The organism is Corynebacterium sp. KPL4072 (assembly GCF_037908395.1).
Taxonomy (GTDB): Bacteria; Actinomycetota; Actinomycetes; order Mycobacteriales; family Mycobacteriaceae; genus Corynebacterium; species Corynebacterium kefirresidentii.
Genome location: NZ_JBBMGE010000004.1, coordinates 125,273 through 140,367 on the forward strand (window position 1 = coordinate 125,273; position 15,095 = coordinate 140,367).

Here is a 15,095-nt window from a genome sequence, read left to right on the forward strand (position 1 = left end):
TCCGGCTACTTGAGGAAGCTGCCCAAGATGGTGCCGATGTGACCTAGGTGCTCCACCTCGGAGGCTAGGTAGTCAGGGCCGCCGGTGCGGCCCATGGCTATAACTAGGCCGGTATCGCCGAGCGGGGCAGCGGCCAAGGCGGAATCGAGTAGCGACCAACTTTCCGGGATCCATTCATCACGATCAGGGCTGAGCACGCGGGCGCTTTCCACCTCAATATCGTGAGGTACGGTTCCATCATCTTCGGGGGCGGCATTGGAAGAAGCTACGCGGTGGATGGGCTCGTTATTGTCGATGACGATGCACCACGTGGAGGTTAGAGCCCTTGGGATCGCGGCTACTACCTCTTCCATTGCGGCAGTGACATTCGTGGCATGGGCAACTCGTGCAAGGAGCTCGATTTGCCCGCGGCGGTCTACGCGGCCGCTGAATGGGCGGATGGAGTCGACCTCCACGCCCTCGACAGAGGAGGCGGCGGTAATGAGGACATCGGCCATGGTGCCTTGCGGCAACTCAATGACAATGTCATCCATGACTGTTCCATCGGGAAAGTTTTCTACGATATCGACCGATTGGATATTGCCATCGACGAGTCCAAAGGCGTCGGCAAGCTGGCCCAAGCTGCCAGGAGCATCGGGGAGCAGTACGCGGATCAAAAAGGACATGGTCTTGCACGCTTTCGGTAGTTTGTAGTCCCAGACATGATACGTGCGTCACAATGCGGGCTTCAAGCAACGCAAATTTGGGGTGACGCGGCAACCGTCGTGGTCGGTGCAGTACCATGGGTCGTTAGCAATTCACATAGTACATGCTGACGGTGAATATTTTTCACCCGCGTGTCAATTATGCAGAAAAAGGATGGAGTTCGCGTGTCTGAGATTTCGCGTGATGAGGTAGCCCACCTCGCCAAGCTTTCCCGCCTGGCCCTGAGTGAGGAAGAGCTAGCCCAGTTCGCAACGCAGATTGATGAAATTGTTGATTCGGTTTCCGCGGTGGGAAACGTTGATACCGAGGGCGTGGAGCCGATGAGCCACCCGCACTCCGTGGACGCCCCGATGCGCGAGGACGTTATTGTGCGCACCCTTACTGCAGAACAGGCCTTGGACCAAGCACCGGCCGTAGAAGAAGAGCGCTTCGTTGTGCCACAGATCCTGGGAGGAGAATAAATGTCTAACCTGACCGTTCCCGCGGAGGGCCTGACCTCCCTGACTGCTGCCGAGCTGGCGGAGAAGATTCACGCCCGTGAAATTACTTCCCGCGAGGTAACCCAGGCATTCCTAGACCGTATTGCGGCGACCAACGAGGAGCTTAACTCCTTCCTGCATGTGGGCGCGGAAGAAGCCCTCGCGGCTGCCGACGCCGTGGATAAGGCACTCGATGCCGGTGAAGAGCCTGCTTCTGGTCTGGCCGGCGTGCCGCTGGCGCTTAAGGACCTGCTGGTTACCACCGATGCGCCGACAACCGCTGCTTCCAAGATGCTGGAGGGCTACGTTTCTCCCTATGACGCTACCGTGACCAAGCGCCTGCGCGAGGCTGGAATCCCCATCCTGGGCAAGACCAACCTGGATGAGTTTGCTATGGGTTCTTCCAATGAGAACTCTGCTTTTGGCCCAGCGCATAACCCTTATGACACGGAGCGCACCCCAGGCGGCTCCGGCGGTGGTACCGCTGCTGCGCTTGCATCCGGTCAGGCGCCGCTTGGCATCGGTACCGATACCGGTGGTTCCATCCGCCAGCCAGCTGCACTGACCAACACCGTTGGCGTAAAGCCGACCTACGGCACCGTGTCCCGCTACGGTCTTATCGCTGCTGCCTCGTCCCTCGACCAAGCGGGCCCGTGCGGCCGCACTGTCCTCGATACCGCGCTCCTGCACGAGGTCATCGCTGGCCACGATGCTTTCGATGCTACTTCCGTTGATAAGCCGGTAGCGCCGGTTGTCGCCGCTGTACGCGAGGGTGCTAAGGGGGACCTCTCTGGAGTCAAGGTCGGCCTGATTAAGCAATTTGAGCGCGATGGCTGGCAGGAAGGCGTGATGGAGAACTACCATGCCGCCGTTGAGCAGTTGCGCGAGCAGGGTGCGGAGATTGTCGAGGTAGATTGCCCGCACTTCGATGACGCACTGGCTGCGTACTACCTGATCATGCCGTGCGAGGTGTCCTCTAACCTGGCGCGTTTCGATGGCATGCGCTACGGCCTGCGTGCGGGAGATGACGGCTCCCACTCTGCCGAGCAGGTCATGTCCCAGTCTCGTGCAGAAGGCTTTGGCCCAGAGGTCAAGCGCCGCATCATGCTGGGTACTTATGCACTGTCCGTGGGCTACTACGATGCCTACTATCTGCAGGCGCAGCGCGTGCGTACGCTCATTGCCCAGGACTTTGCTCGCGCCTTCGAGCAGGTTGACGTAATTGTTTCCCCGACCACCCCGACTACCGCGTTTAAGCTGGGGGAGAAGGCCGAGGATCCGATGGCAATGTACAACTTTGACCTGTGCACTCTGCCGCTGAACCTGGCTGGCCTGTGCGGCATGTCTGTGCCATCCGGTATGGCAAGCGATACCAATTTGCCCACCGGTCTGCAGATCATGGCGCCAGCCTTCCAAGATGACCGCCTGTACAAGGTCGGCGCTGCCTATGAAGCTGGCCGCAATAAATAAGCGACTTCCTGTGGGGTCCCTGGCAATTCCATAAAGGTTTATCTGCCCCCGTTGAATTTATATTCGGCGGGGGTAAAATTATCGGGTATGCATTTCAAGAAGACCGCAATTTTTTCGCTGTCCGCCGCTGCACTCATGGGCGTGGGCGTTGCCAATGCCGCGCAGGTGCCCTCCATCGATCCGGGGTTCAGCATGACCGCGCCGACCAACTCTGGGCTTATTGCCCCGCTGCCGAAGGGCGCGGAGAAGCTGGAGCCTCACATCGAGGGGCAGACCATCACTGGAACTCTCCACTCCATTAAGGAAGAAGGAAAGTTTAGCGTCGAATTTGCCAAGGACCACTCCTTGGTGATGAATGATGGCTGCAATACTTACACCACCACCTACAAGGTGGCTGCGGATGGCACCATCAGCGTCGGCGAGTTTAACTCCACCCGCGCGGCGTGCGATGAGCATACGCAGCAGCTTTCCGACGCCCTGCTCGGCCTCCTTGAGTCCAAGCCTTCCTTCTTTAACCTCCCTGGCGGCACCGTAGCCTTGGGCAGCGAGGAAGCTGCGGCCGAGTTTAGTGTTGCCAAGTAAAAACTCGCAGCACACTAAAACTAAAAATGCGCACCATGTCTTCGGGCATGGTGCGCATTTTGTGTGTGTGGGGGGGATTACTTGGCGTCGGAAAGCGCATAGGCTGCGCCCGCCGAGGCCGCGGTCACGCTAAGGACGGCTGGCCAGGCGCCAATTTTCTTCGCCAACGGGTGGGAGGCGCCGAATGCGCCCACGTAGAGTGCACACAGGTCAGCAGTGGTAGCCGGAGTGGTTTTCTTTGCCCAAGAGCGGCCTGCCCACACGCCAGCGGCGCCGAGGATAACGCCGCCGAGCGGGCGGATTCCGGTCTCGCGGGCGGTCACCCACCCGCCGATAAGGCCGAGGGTGACAGTAGTGGCGGTAGATACGTCTTGGGGCTTTTTGATATCAATCATGGACATGCGGCCAGTCTAGGCCGATACTTCTGGCCCCGCTAGACTTTATGGCTATGACTGTGGAGACGCACTTGCCGCCTGAGCGCCAAGCATGGCGCGCCATGTTTGCACTGTCCCTGGGATTCTTTGTGTCTCTTCTGGACCAATCCATGGTGGCGGTCGCGCTGCCGAACCTGCAACGTGATCTAGACGCGGGTGTAAACCAGGCCATGTGGGTATCCGCGTCCTATTTATTGGCTGCAGTGGTGCCGTTGCTCTTCGCCGGCCGTCTGGGCGACGTTTTGGGCCAACGCCGGATGTTTTGTCTGGGCGTGGCTATCTTCGGGGTCGGTGCGATGGTTTGTGCCATAGCTCCCCAAGTAGAAGTACTCATTGCCGCGCGTGCCGTGCAAGGCGTAGGGGCATCTCTCCAGATGCCGCAAAGTATGTCCGTCATCAACCGAATCTTCGCACGCGAGCGCCGTGGACGTGCGTTGGGCGTGTGGGGTGTAATCGGCTCGATTGCAGCACTTGTCGGTCCACTCGCCGGAGGCTTCTTAGTGGGAAACTTCGGTTGGCAGGCCGCCTTTTGGGTACACATTCCTTTCGTGGTGCTGGCCATCGTGCTGGCGCTGTTGTGGGTGCCCGAGTTGCCTACTACCGCGCAGTCCATCGATGCGCCATCGGCCGTTGTTTCTCTGATCGCGTTGGCGGCGATTGTCTTTGGCATCCAACAGGGACCAGTACTGGGGTGGGGCTGGACCATTTGGCTTATTCTGCTCGCCGGAGCAATCGCTAGCGCAGGTTTTATTCGGTTGCAGGCTACCGCCGATGCCCGCGGGGCGAGCCCGCTGGTGCCGCTGACGCTCTTTCGCGACCGCAATTACCTTGCCGGCTCGGTGGGCATTATTGCCATGGGGTTTATGGCGGCTGCAGTGATGCTACCCATCATGTTGTGGCTGCAGACCATGCAGGGCATTCCGGCAGGCGAGGCTGGCATTATCGTGGCGCCAATGGCTCTGGTTTCTCTACTGATATCTCCGCTCGCGGGAATTATGGCGGATTATGTGAATCCTCGAATTCTTGGAGTGGTGGGATTTTCCCTCCTTATTCTTTCTCTGCTTGCGGCATGGTGGGTGATGCATGTAGACGCCTTGCCGTGGGTGCTCGGGCTGCCCATTGCAGGCCTTGGCGTGGGGCAGTCCTTCATCTGGGGTTCCAACGCAGCTACCACCTTGCGCGATATTTCGCCGGAGCTCATGGGTGCTGCATCCGGTGTGTATAACACCTCCCGCCAAGTGGGATCCGTAGTGGGCGTCGCCTTAGTGTCTGCCGTTATGCAAACAGGTGACCCAGCAGTGGCACTTATTAATTCGCTCCTTGTCATCGTAGTTGCGCTGGTGGTGGGCTTGGTTTCTGCTCTCTGCTTTCGGGACACTCTGCAGGGCTAAAAATAGCGCGCTAGATTGGTAGGTATGCGTCTAGGTGTTTTAACGTCCGGTGGCGATTGCCCCGGCCTCAATGCTGTAATTCGTGCGGTTGTGCGTACCGCATCCAATGAATTTGGAGATACCGTCGTAGGTTATGAAGACGGTTGGGTGGGCTTGATGGAGGACCGCCGTCGCGATCTCTATGATGATGCAGAAATCGACCGCATTTTGTTGCGCGGCGGCACCATCCTAGGCACTGGCCGTCTGCATCCGGATAAGTTTAAGGCGGGTCTTGATCAGATTAAATCCAATATGGCCGACGCCGAAGTGGATGCCCTCATTGCCATCGGAGGCGAGGGCACCCTCAAGGGGGCAAAGTGGCTATCCGATAATGGGGTGCCGGTAGTAGGTGTTCCAAAGACCATTGACAACGACGTCAATGCCACCGACTACACCTTTGGTTTTGATACCGCAGTATCTGTAGCTACCGATGCTATTGACCGCTTACATACCACCGCGGAATCTCATAACCGTATTCTGATTGTGGAGGTAATGGGCCGCCATGTGGGGTGGATTGCCTTGCACGCGGGCATGGCTGGTGGCGCGCATTACACGGTGGTGCCCGAGGAGCCCTTCGATATCGCAGAAATCACCAAGGCGATGGAGCGCCGCTTCCAAATGGGTGAAAAATACGGCATTATTTGCGTTGCAGAAGGCGCCCTCCCCAAGGAGGAGACGATGGACTTCGAAGCCGGCGGCGTGGATCAATTCGGACACCAGACTTTCAACGGTATTGGCCAGGTTATTGGCGATGAGATCAAGGCGCGCACTGGATATGACGTGCGAACGACGGTGCTGGGACACATCCAGCGCGGCGGTACACCGACTGCCTATGACCGCGTTCTGGCAACTCGATACGGCGTGCACGCAGCCCGTGCTACCCATGAAGGCAAGTCAGGTATGTGTGTAGCTCTCCATGGCGAGGATATTGATCTAGTTCCGTTGGAGGAGGCCGTGGGAACCCTTAAGACAGTGCCGGAATCGCGTTACCGCAATGCACAAGCGCTCTTTGGGTAGAGACCACGCACATTTCGAATATTAGGATAGCGCTCCCACTGGGTGGGAGCGTATTCTTTTGTCTATGAGTATCGATAGCATGACAGATAATCGGATGGCGGCGGCTACTGTGCCCTCCGCAGCTCAAGACCGCCAAGCATTTATCGCAGCGCTAGGCTTTCCGGTGCTCGTGATTATCGGCGGCGTGATTGGATACTTTGCACCGAATACCGCGGCATCCTTTGCCCCGCAGGTCACCCCGCTGCTGGGCATTGTCATGTTTGGTATGGGCCTTACCCTCAAGCCGGTGGACTTTGCCTTGGTGGCCCGCCGGCCGCTTCCCGTGCTCATCGGAGTAGTTGCGCAGTTTGTCATCATGCCGCTGGTGGCATTGGCGGTGGTAGCAATCATGGACCTCCCAGAAGCGGTAGCGGCCGGGGTCATTCTTGTAGGCTGCGCTCCCGGTGGAACGAGCTCTAATGTGGTGTCCTATTTAGCGCGTGGCGATGTAGCCCTGTCGGTGACCATGACCTCGATTTCCACCCTATTGGCACCGGTGTTTACCCCGTTGCTGACCTTGTGGCTGGCAGGGGAGTATATGCCGGTTTCCGCTTCGTCTATGGCATGGTCCATTGTGAAGGTGGTGCTCATTCCTGTCGTCGCCGGCATCCTCATAGGCATGCTGGCGCCGCGGGTGGTGGCAAGGATTAACTCGGCATTGCCTTGGATTTCGGTTGCGGCGATTTCCGCCATCGTGTGCATCGTGGTGGGCGGAGCGCACGACACCATCGCCAGCGCCGGTGCGCTGGTCTTTGCCGCCGTGATTATCCACAACGGGTGTGGCTACGGTCTGGGCTACCTAGCCGGATTGATAACCAAGCAGCCAGTCGCTGCTCGGCGCACGATGGCCGTCGAGGTGGGCATGCAAAACTCCGGCTTGGCCACCTCCTTGGCATCGACGTATATGAACCCATTGGCTGCTCTGCCAGGAGCCGTCTTTTCCGTGTGGCACAACCTTTCCGGTGCGGTGCTGGCTGCCATCTGCCGCTATGTGGATTCCCGTAGGAAGGAGAGTACTAGCTAGAAACCAATCGTGACCGCTGGAAGAGACTCGTCTACAAACCAGGGTTCTTCCTGTGCGGTCAGGGGCGGCTGACCTTCTTCGAAGCTTAAGGTGTCGCCGTCCTTGACGGTGGCGCCTTGGAGAACGTGGTCTGCGATATTAGCCAGCTTGTAATAGAGATCGGTGGGATCCATCGATTCGGTGGTCGCCTGGACTTCGGGGTGACCTGCTTGGACTAGCCCCACGGTATAACCCAGAATCTTGTTTCCCTTTTGGGTGAGCCATACTGGCGCAATGTGCATCGGGGCAAGGTTGTCCCGAACGGCCTCGAGGAACGTATTCGGAGCGATAGATACGTTGCCTCTGGGGTTGTGGACGATGAGGCATTCTGGGTGTTCGGCTACCACAGCGGTGGCTTTAGAGAGCAGCTCTAGGTGCTCGCGGCGAGCCTCACGAAACTGCTTGGCACGGTTGTCTTCTGCATCCCGGGGAAGTACGGAGACGAGGATTTGTGCGGTGGCAGAATCGAGACCGCGTGCGTCCGCGCTCAAAATGGGGTGGAGACCATAACTATCGCGGGTGGGAGGGGTATCGATGGCTTGGTAGTGCAATAAGAATGAATCATCGAGCTCGGCCATGAGGCTACCGGGATTCTTGCCCGGAGTGATGTCTCCCAAGCGATCGGCAAAAGTGGTGGTCAAACGCTCGCTTACCTCCTCGGGCGTGGGGGCAGTGCGAAAGACTGCGATGTTGATCAAAGGGGCATCGATAAGCTGAGCATCAACGCTATGTGGTGTAGTCATAATATTCAGCTTAGGGGCGTGAGCGCGCGGGTGCATGGACGTATTATGATGGCACGCATGACTGCTGCGATGTATGACCTGATGGACTTTGATGAGGTCCTAGAAAAGTTCGAGCCGGTAATGGGCATGGAAGTCCACGTAGAGCTGGATACGGAAACCAAGATGTTTTCTACCTCTCCTACGAACTTCAACGCAGCGCCTAACTCCAACGTTGACCCGGTTTCACTGGGTCTGCCCGGTGCGCTGCCGGTAGTAAATTCCAAGGGCGTGGAGGGCGCCATCAAGATTGGCTTGGCGCTTAATTGCTCCATTGCCGAGTCCTCTCGCTTTGCCCGCAAGAATTATTTTTACCCGGACCAGCCAAAGAACTACCAGATTTCCCAGTATGACGAGCCGATTGCCTACGACGGCTACCTGGACGTAGTGCTGGAGGACGGCACCGAGTGGCGGGTGGAAATTGAGCGCGCGCACATGGAGGAAGACACCGGCAAGCTGACCCACTTGGGCGGCGTGGACGGCCGTATTCACGGTGCTACGGCTTCCTTGGTGGATTGCAACCGTGCGGGCATTCCTCTCATTGAAATTGTCACCAAGCCGATCGTCGGCGCCGGCGAGCGTGCACCGGAGGTGGCTAAGGCCTATGTTTCCGCTCTGCGTGAGCTTGTGGCAGCCCTAGGCGTTTCCGATGCCCGTATGGATCAGGGCTCGATGCGTGTGGACTCCAACCTGTCTCTGCGCCCAGTGGGGCAGGAAGAATTCGGCACCCGTACCGAGACCAAGAACATCAACTCCCTGCGTTCTGTGGAACAGGCGGTTCGCTTCGAGATGCAGCGCCAGGCACAGGTACTTGAAGATGGCGGCACCATCGATCAGGAAACCCGCCACTACCAAGAGACCGACGGCACTACCTCCAAGGGGCGTCCGAAGGAGACCGCGGAGGATTACCGTTACTTCAATGACCCGGATCTTCCACCGGTCATCGCCCCACGCGAGTGGGTAGAAGAACTGCGCCAGACCCTTCCGGAGCTGCCATGGGTTCGCCGTGCGCGCATTCAGGAAGAGTGGGGCATCAAGGATGAAGAGATGCGCGACTTGGTCAACGCCGGCGCACTCGACCTCATCGTGGATACCGTTGAGGCCGGCGCGAAGCCGGACGAGGCGCGCTCTTGGTGGGTTTCCTATCTAGCAGGCAAGGCCAACGAGAAGGATACCGACCTTGCAGGTTTGTCCATTACCCCGCAGCAGGTGGCGCGCGTTATCGCGCTCGTCAATGAAGGGAAGCTGACTACCAAGCTGGCGCGTAAGGCGGTAGATGGCGTGTTGGCGGGCGAAGGCGACGTCGATGAGGTCGTCGAAAAGCGCGGCTTGGAGGTCGTGCGTGACGATGGCGCCATTGAAAAGGCCGTGGATGATGCGCTGGCAGCTAACCCGGACATCGTGGAGAAGTACCGTGCCGGCAATAAGAAGGTAACCGGTGCCATTGTGGGTGCGGTCATGAAGGCCACCCAGGGAAAGGCCGATCCTGGTCAGGTCAATAAGCTCATCGCAGAGAAGCTGAACTAAGCACCACGTTAAGCCAGCCGCGCTCGCACTTCCTCGAACAGGACGCGTGGCTGGCTTTTTTGTACCCTCATTTCCTGTCAAAATTGGTGATTATTTTCGTTAGGCGAGGTTAGCAGGGGTAAGCGTAGGGTTGTGGGCATGCCAATTAAGAGCAAAGTATTGCAAAAGGAAAACCCTGAAGCACCCTTTAAGGTCGTAGAAATCGAGCGCCGCGATCCGCGCGAGGATGACGTGGTCATTGATATCAAAGCTGCAGGCATTTGCCACTCCGATATCCACACCATTCAAAACGAGTGGGGCGAAGCCCACTTCCCACTGACGGTGGGCCATGAGATCGCCGGTGTTGTAGAAGCCGTGGGCGATAAGGTCACGAAGTTCAAGGTGGGTGACCGCGTTGGCGTGGGCTGCCTAGTAAACTCCTGTGGCGAGTGCGAGCAATGCCGCAATGGACAGGAACAGAACTGCCTTAACGGCAATGTAGGAACCTATAATTCCGAGGACGTAGACGGCACCATTACCCAAGGTGGCTATGCACAGAAGGTAGTCGTCAATGAAGGCTTCGTGTGCACCATCCCCGAGGGTATTGACTTTGATGAAGCAGCCCCGCTGCTGTGCGCGGGAATCACCACCTATTCGCCGCTGGCCCGCTGGCAGGTCAAGGAAGGTGACAAGGTCGCTGTAGTCGGCCTAGGCGGATTGGGCCACATGGGTGTCCAAATCGCGGCGGCAAAGGGTGCGGAAGTGACCGTGATTTCCCGCTCCTTGCGCAAAGAGAAGGAAGCCTACGAGCTTGGTGCGAAGCACATTTTGGCCACCGGTGAAGACGAAGACTTCTTTGCCAACCACCGCGGCGAATTCGATGTCATCCTGTCCACCATTTCTGCCCAGTACTCTCTCGATGATTACCTGCAGCTGCTTAAGCCGCGCGGTATCATGTCCGTGGTCGGCCTTCCGCCAGAGGAACTGGGAATCCACATGGGCAGCCTCGTCGGCGGCGGCAAGGTGCTGACGGGAAATAATATCGGCGGTATCGCCGAGACCCAGGAGATGCTGGACTTTTGTGCGGAGCACGGCATTGGAGCCGTCATCGAGAAGATCGGTGTCAACGATGTCGATGCTGCCTATGAGCGCGTGGTAGCCGGCGATGTGAAATTCCGTTTTGTGATTGATACCGCAACTTTCGAAGACTAAGGCGTTTGGTTGATTTCGCTGAATCCCCATATGTGATTTAGCACAACATCGGTATGCATCAGTAGGTGTTTGGCGGGTCACTTACGTACCATTCCTTAAGGAACGCATATCGGTGTTGCGTAGCCCACGTGCTGGGGAGCGGGGGACAAGGGGCCGCGCGCACCAGTATGCGAGAGATATTCGCTACAAAAGTTAGGCAACTGTGTCTTCTAAAAACATTATCGCCATTGCAATGTCCTTCGTGGGCTTGTTGGTCGGCGCAGGCTTTGCCACGGGACAAGAGGTGGTGCAGTACTTCACTGCCTTTGGTACCTGGGGTATTCCTGGCATCATTATCGCCGCACTCATCATGACCCTTGCAGGTACAGTGTTCTTGCAGTTGGGAAGCTATTTCCACGCATCGGAACACAATACTGTTTTCCGTAATGTCACCCACCCGATTGTTTCCAAATTGCTGGACGTGGCGGTCATCATCACCCTCTTTGCCATTGGCTTTGTGATGTTGGCTGGTGCTGGCTCTAATATGCAGCAGCAATTTGGCTGGAAGACGTGGATCGGTTCCACGCTCATGCTGGTCTTGGTCCTGATCGTTGGCATGCTCGACGTGGATAAGGTGTCCAAGGTTATTGGTGCGGTAACACCGACCATCATCATTGCGGTCATTGGCGTAGCCATCTACACCGGCCTTAACATGCCGGACGATATCGGTGCTGCCATGGACGCCTCCAGCCAAATCGATACTCCGATTGGCAACTGGCTGATTTCCGCACTGAACTACAACGGCCTTGCTCTGATGCTAGCCGTATCTATGTCCCTGGTTATCGGCGGCGATAATATTAGCCCGCGCGAGGCCGGCTGGGGCGGCGTTGTGGGCGGCGTTATCTACTCCGTCATGATGGGGCTTGCCGGTTTCTCCCTGTTGATGAACTCGGATAAGGCACAAGGCTCAGATATTCCGATGTTGTCTCTGGTCGATGACGTCAATCCCACATTGGGCGCTGTCATGGCGGTCATCATTTACTTGATGATCTTTAATACCGCCATCGGCATGTTCTACGCGCTGGGTAAGCGCCTGTCTGCCGGCCATGAGAAGCGCTACCCGGTCATCTTCGTCATCGGCTGCTTGGCTGGTTTCGCTGTTTCCTTTGCCGGTTTTAAGACCTTGATGAACTACATCTACCCAATCATTGGCTACATGGGAATCCTCATGGTCGCCATCTTGGTTTTTGCGTGGTTCCGTAGCCAGTCCCAGATCCAGGACGAGGCAGTGCGTCGCGAGCGCGTACGTGCCCTCATGCACCTGAAGCTGCACCCGGACAAGGAATATGACGCCGAGCGCTACGATGATGAAATTGGCCAGCACATCGAGGACTCCAATATGGATAACGAGGCCCTTTATGATGAGCTGGTGGAGGAAGTCACCGAGAAACTCGACAGCGACGATGACGTGGACTTTGACAAGGAAAAGTACGAAGAAAAGCGCCACGATTACTCTTACTACACCGAGCGTGATGCGGTAGAAACCGACCGCACCCCGGAAGAAATTGAAAAGTGGGTCGAAGAAACCGGTGCATCCGGCGACCCCGAGGAAGATGAGGAGCGTCCGCAGGCTGACAAACCGAAGAATTAAGCGGACAATGGGTGCCATGAGTTTCTATGCACCCGCATCTGACCGTTATGATTCGATGGAGTACCGCCGAGTAGGTAACTCTGGTCTGAAGTTGCCGGCCATTTCCCTTGGTCTATGGCAGAACTTTGGAGACGATCGTCCCCTGGCCACGCAGCGCGAGATTCTACGCGCAGCGTATGACCGGGGGATTACTCATTTCGATTTGGCTAATAACTATGGCCCGGAACCTGGCGCCGCCGAAGCCAACTTCGGCCGCATCTTCGCTCGCGATTTCCGTCCCTTCCGTGATGAAATGATCATCTCTTCCAAGGCCGGCTGGGTGATGAATGATTCCCCCTACGGCTTTGGTGGCTCCCGCAAGTACCTGGTGAGCTCCTTGGACGCGTCTCTCGAGCGCATGGGCTTGGATTACGTGGATATCTTCTATCACCACCGCCCGGATCCAGATACCCCGCTGGAAGAAACCCTTTATGCACTGCGCGATATCGTAGCTTCCGGCAAGGCCCTCTACGTGGGCATTTCCTCTTACGGGCCGGAGCTTACCGCGGAGGCCGTGCAATTTATGGAAGAGGAAGGCTGCCCATTGCTGATTCATCAGCCAAGCTATTCCATTCTCAACCGCTGGATTGAACGTCCCGGCGAAGACGGCGAGTCGCTGCTTGACGTCACTGGGCGTAGCGGATTGGGAGTCATCGGCTTCGGGCCGCTGGCACAGGGCATGCTGACGGATCGCTATATTGATGGCATTCCCGCAGATTCCCGCGCAGCAAAAGATAAGACCTTGGAAAAGGATTGGCTTAATGAGGAGAACCTGTCCATGATTCGCGCTCTTAACGATATTGCGCGCAAGCGTGGGCAGTCTTTGGCTCAGATGGCTATTTCGTGGGTACTGCGCGACCAAGGCGACCGCACGCTAACCTCGGCGCTATTGGGCGCCTCTTCGGTGGAGCAGCTCGAGCACAACCTGGGGGCACTGGATAACCTCGACTTCAGTGCGGAGGAGCTGGGCGCGATTGACGACGTCGCCCATGACGCCGGGATCAACCGGTGGGCCGGTGCGACCGCGTCGCGCGTTCGCGGCAATTAGGCGGCCCTTTGAACCCGGCCCCTAGAGCAGGAGCAACTTGAGCGTTAGGCCAATCATGATGACGCCGATACCGAAGTTGATCCAGCGCCATACCGTGGGTCGGGACAACACGTGGGAAAAGCGTGCGGCGCCAAAGCCGATGAAGGGGAACCAAGTGAAGCTGGCGCAGATAGCACCCACGGCGAAGAGCCAGCGCCCTGATTCGCCGTATTGGTTGGCGATGCTGCCAAGCATGACCACCACGTCTACGTAGGCGCCTGGGTTCAGCCACGTTAAGGCCAGGGCGGTCAATAGTGGCTTAACCCAGGAGGGGGAGCGCTTTATCTCCACCCGAGTTTTAGTCTTCGTCGTGCTGTGTGAGGTGGAACCATCGAAGGTGGCTACTTCCTGCGGGACCTTAGGCTGTGTGGATTCGACCTCAATGGCCTCGCCCTTGGTCTTTAACGCATCGCGGAAGCAGGTAAAAGTAAAATAGGCCAGGTAAGCCGCGCCAACGTATTTCAGGACTTGCAGGGCGTTGGGAAACTTTTCTACCAGGTAGCCCACGCCGGCTGTGCCGGAGGTAATCAGGATGACGTCGGAAAGCGCGCAGACTGCAATGATGAGGCCAATATGGTCGCGGCGGATGCCGAATTTAAGCAGCATGGCATTTTGCGGGCCGACGGCCACGATGAGCGATAATCCCAGAAAGAAACCAGCAAGCACGATGGACATGCCTTCTAGTGTGAATTCTTAGGTTGGATTAGTCCAGTTAATGCTTCTTCAGTTGGTTTAGAATAGCTTCATGAACCCGGTGCACCTAGAAACCTTGCTTGCGATCGTGGACGAAGGCAGCTTTGACGTTGCCGCGGCCGTGCTCGGTATATCGCCGTCTGCGGTGAGCCAGCGTATCAAGGCCTTGGAGTCGAGCACCGGACGAGTACTCCTTCGCCGTGCCACCCCGGTAACCGCCACGGAAGCGGGCGAGATCCTTGTCCAGTCCGCCCGCCGCATGGCGTTAGTGCAGGCAGAAACGGATGCCCGCCTAGGCCATCGCCTGGCCCGGGTCCCGCTGTCTGTGGCCGTGAACTCGGATTCCCTGGCGACATGGTTTACAAAGGTCCTGAGCGATACCGCACGGCGGGGCGACGTAGCTTTGCGCATCCGGATTGAGGATGAAGCACGCACCTTAGCCATGTTGCGGCGTGGCGATGTGCTGGGTGCAGTAACGAGGGAAGCTACGCCGGTTTCGGGCTGCGAGTCGAGCTTTTTGGGCACTATGCGCTATTACCCAGTGGCGGCGCCGCATATTGCAGATAGCTTTCATAGCGGTAGGCTGACCTGGGAAACTGTGCCCTTGGTGGGGTACGGGCCTAACGATCAGGTATTGGATGATGCGATGCGCGAGCGCTTTATTGACTCGGCCGTGGTGCGTGCCCGGGTGTCGCAGATTCCTTCCTCTGAGGGCTACCTAGAGGCCGTTCGCGTCGGCCTAGGATGGGGATTGCTGCCCCAGGCCCAGGCACTGCCGCTTTTGGAGACTAAGGAGCTGGTGCTTCTCGATGACTCCCCGCTCGATATCGACCTTTATTGGCAGCGTTGGCGTTTGGAATCGGAGGTTTTGGGTGAACTTACGCGTTCGGTGATTGAGGCCGCAAGCGGCTTGGAAGCACTCTAGTCAGT

General features: G+C 57.6%; 15 protein-coding genes. 11 read left to right on the forward strand and 4 right to left on the reverse strand.

What is annotated here, in order from left to right; all coding sequences use genetic code 11:
* Positions 1-5: 5 nt before the first annotated feature.
* Positions 6-665 carry a hypothetical protein gene (locus WMP97_RS05585; RefSeq protein WP_023021725.1) on the reverse strand — a complete coding sequence of 220 codons (660 nt, stop codon included), beginning with the start codon at positions 663-665 and terminating at the stop codon, positions 6-8.
* 204 nt (positions 666-869) lie between these two features.
* Here WMP97_RS05585 and gatC point away from each other — a divergent pair, with 204 nt between their 5' ends.
* The 3 genes from gatC to WMP97_RS05600 all read left to right on the forward strand — a co-directional run bounded on the left by gatC (position 870) and on the right by WMP97_RS05600 (position 3,236).
* Positions 870-1,166, forward strand: coding sequence for an Asp-tRNA(Asn)/Glu-tRNA(Gln) amidotransferase subunit GatC (gene gatC / locus WMP97_RS05590; protein WP_034656449.1), 297 nt, complete (start codon positions 870-872; stop codon positions 1,164-1,166).
* Positions 1,167-2,654, forward strand: coding sequence for an Asp-tRNA(Asn)/Glu-tRNA(Gln) amidotransferase subunit GatA (gatA, locus tag WMP97_RS05595; protein ID WP_340439989.1), 1,488 nt, complete (start codon positions 1,167-1,169; stop codon positions 2,652-2,654).
* 87 nt (positions 2,655-2,741) lie between these two features.
* A complete protein-coding gene (locus WMP97_RS05600) occupies positions 2,742-3,236 on the forward strand; it encodes an META domain-containing protein (RefSeq protein ID WP_239208881.1) in 495 nt (164 codons plus the stop codon).
* Between the two features lie 77 nt (positions 3,237-3,313).
* Here the strand turns inward: WMP97_RS05600 and WMP97_RS05605 are convergent, their stop codons facing one another.
* Positions 3,314-3,637 (reverse strand): hypothetical protein, encoded by a 324-nt coding sequence (locus WMP97_RS05605; RefSeq protein WP_340439990.1) that lies wholly within the window; start codon positions 3,635-3,637, stop codon positions 3,314-3,316.
* 47 nt (positions 3,638-3,684) lie between these two features.
* Between WMP97_RS05605 and WMP97_RS05610 the strand changes: the two genes are divergently transcribed.
* From WMP97_RS05610 to WMP97_RS05620, 3 genes are all read left to right on the forward strand, one after another.
* Positions 3,685-5,061: a DHA2 family efflux MFS transporter permease subunit gene (locus WMP97_RS05610; protein ID WP_034656450.1), complete on the forward strand. Its 1,377-nt coding sequence runs from the start codon at positions 3,685-3,687 to the stop codon at positions 5,059-5,061.
* A 24-nt stretch (positions 5,062-5,085) separates the two neighbouring features.
* Entirely contained in the window at positions 5,086-6,117 is a 1,032-nt protein-coding gene (locus WMP97_RS05615; RefSeq protein WP_340439991.1) for an ATP-dependent 6-phosphofructokinase, read from the forward strand.
* A 79-nt stretch (positions 6,118-6,196) separates the two neighbouring features.
* On the forward strand, positions 6,197-7,180 hold the full coding sequence (locus WMP97_RS05620; protein WP_445293061.1) for a bile acid:sodium symporter family protein: 984 nt from the start codon (positions 6,197-6,199) through the stop codon (positions 7,178-7,180).
* On the opposite strand, the gene WMP97_RS05625 is transcribed toward WMP97_RS05620, so the two are convergent.
* Positions 7,177-7,962: a DUF4261 domain-containing protein gene (locus WMP97_RS05625; protein WP_340439993.1), complete on the reverse strand. Its 786-nt coding sequence runs from the start codon at positions 7,960-7,962 to the stop codon at positions 7,177-7,179. The two genes, WMP97_RS05620 and WMP97_RS05625, sit on opposite strands and share 4 nt — an antisense overlap.
* Positions 7,963-8,019: 57 nt before the next feature.
* Between WMP97_RS05625 and gatB the strand changes: the two genes are divergently transcribed.
* The 4 genes from gatB to WMP97_RS05645 all read left to right on the forward strand — a co-directional run bounded on the left by gatB (position 8,020) and on the right by WMP97_RS05645 (position 13,433).
* A complete protein-coding gene (gene gatB / locus WMP97_RS05630) occupies positions 8,020-9,525 on the forward strand; it encodes an Asp-tRNA(Asn)/Glu-tRNA(Gln) amidotransferase subunit GatB (RefSeq protein WP_340439994.1) in 1,506 nt (501 codons plus the stop codon).
* Between the two features lie 138 nt (positions 9,526-9,663).
* Complete coding sequence (locus WMP97_RS05635; RefSeq protein ID WP_340439995.1) at positions 9,664-10,716, forward strand: NAD(P)-dependent alcohol dehydrogenase; 1,053 nt, start codon at positions 9,664-9,666, stop codon at positions 10,714-10,716.
* Between the two features lie 202 nt (positions 10,717-10,918).
* Positions 10,919-12,346, forward strand: coding sequence for a YkvI family membrane protein (locus tag WMP97_RS05640; protein WP_340439996.1), 1,428 nt, complete (start codon positions 10,919-10,921; stop codon positions 12,344-12,346).
* A gap of 16 nt (positions 12,347-12,362) precedes the next feature.
* On the forward strand, positions 12,363-13,433 hold the full coding sequence (locus tag WMP97_RS05645; RefSeq protein ID WP_445293082.1) for an aldo/keto reductase: 1,071 nt from the start codon (positions 12,363-12,365) through the stop codon (positions 13,431-13,433).
* Positions 13,434-13,454: 21 nt separating this feature from the next.
* On the opposite strand, the gene WMP97_RS05650 is transcribed toward WMP97_RS05645, so the two are convergent.
* On the reverse strand, positions 13,455-14,147 hold the full coding sequence (locus WMP97_RS05650; protein WP_239205664.1) for a LysE/ArgO family amino acid transporter: 693 nt from the start codon (positions 14,145-14,147) through the stop codon (positions 13,455-13,457).
* Positions 14,148-14,217: 70 nt separating this feature from the next.
* On the opposite strand from WMP97_RS05650, the gene WMP97_RS05655 reads away from it, so the two are divergent.
* Entirely contained in the window at positions 14,218-15,090 is an 873-nt protein-coding gene (locus WMP97_RS05655; protein ID WP_239205662.1) for a LysR family transcriptional regulator ArgP, read from the forward strand.
* Positions 15,091-15,095 lie beyond the last annotated feature (5 nt).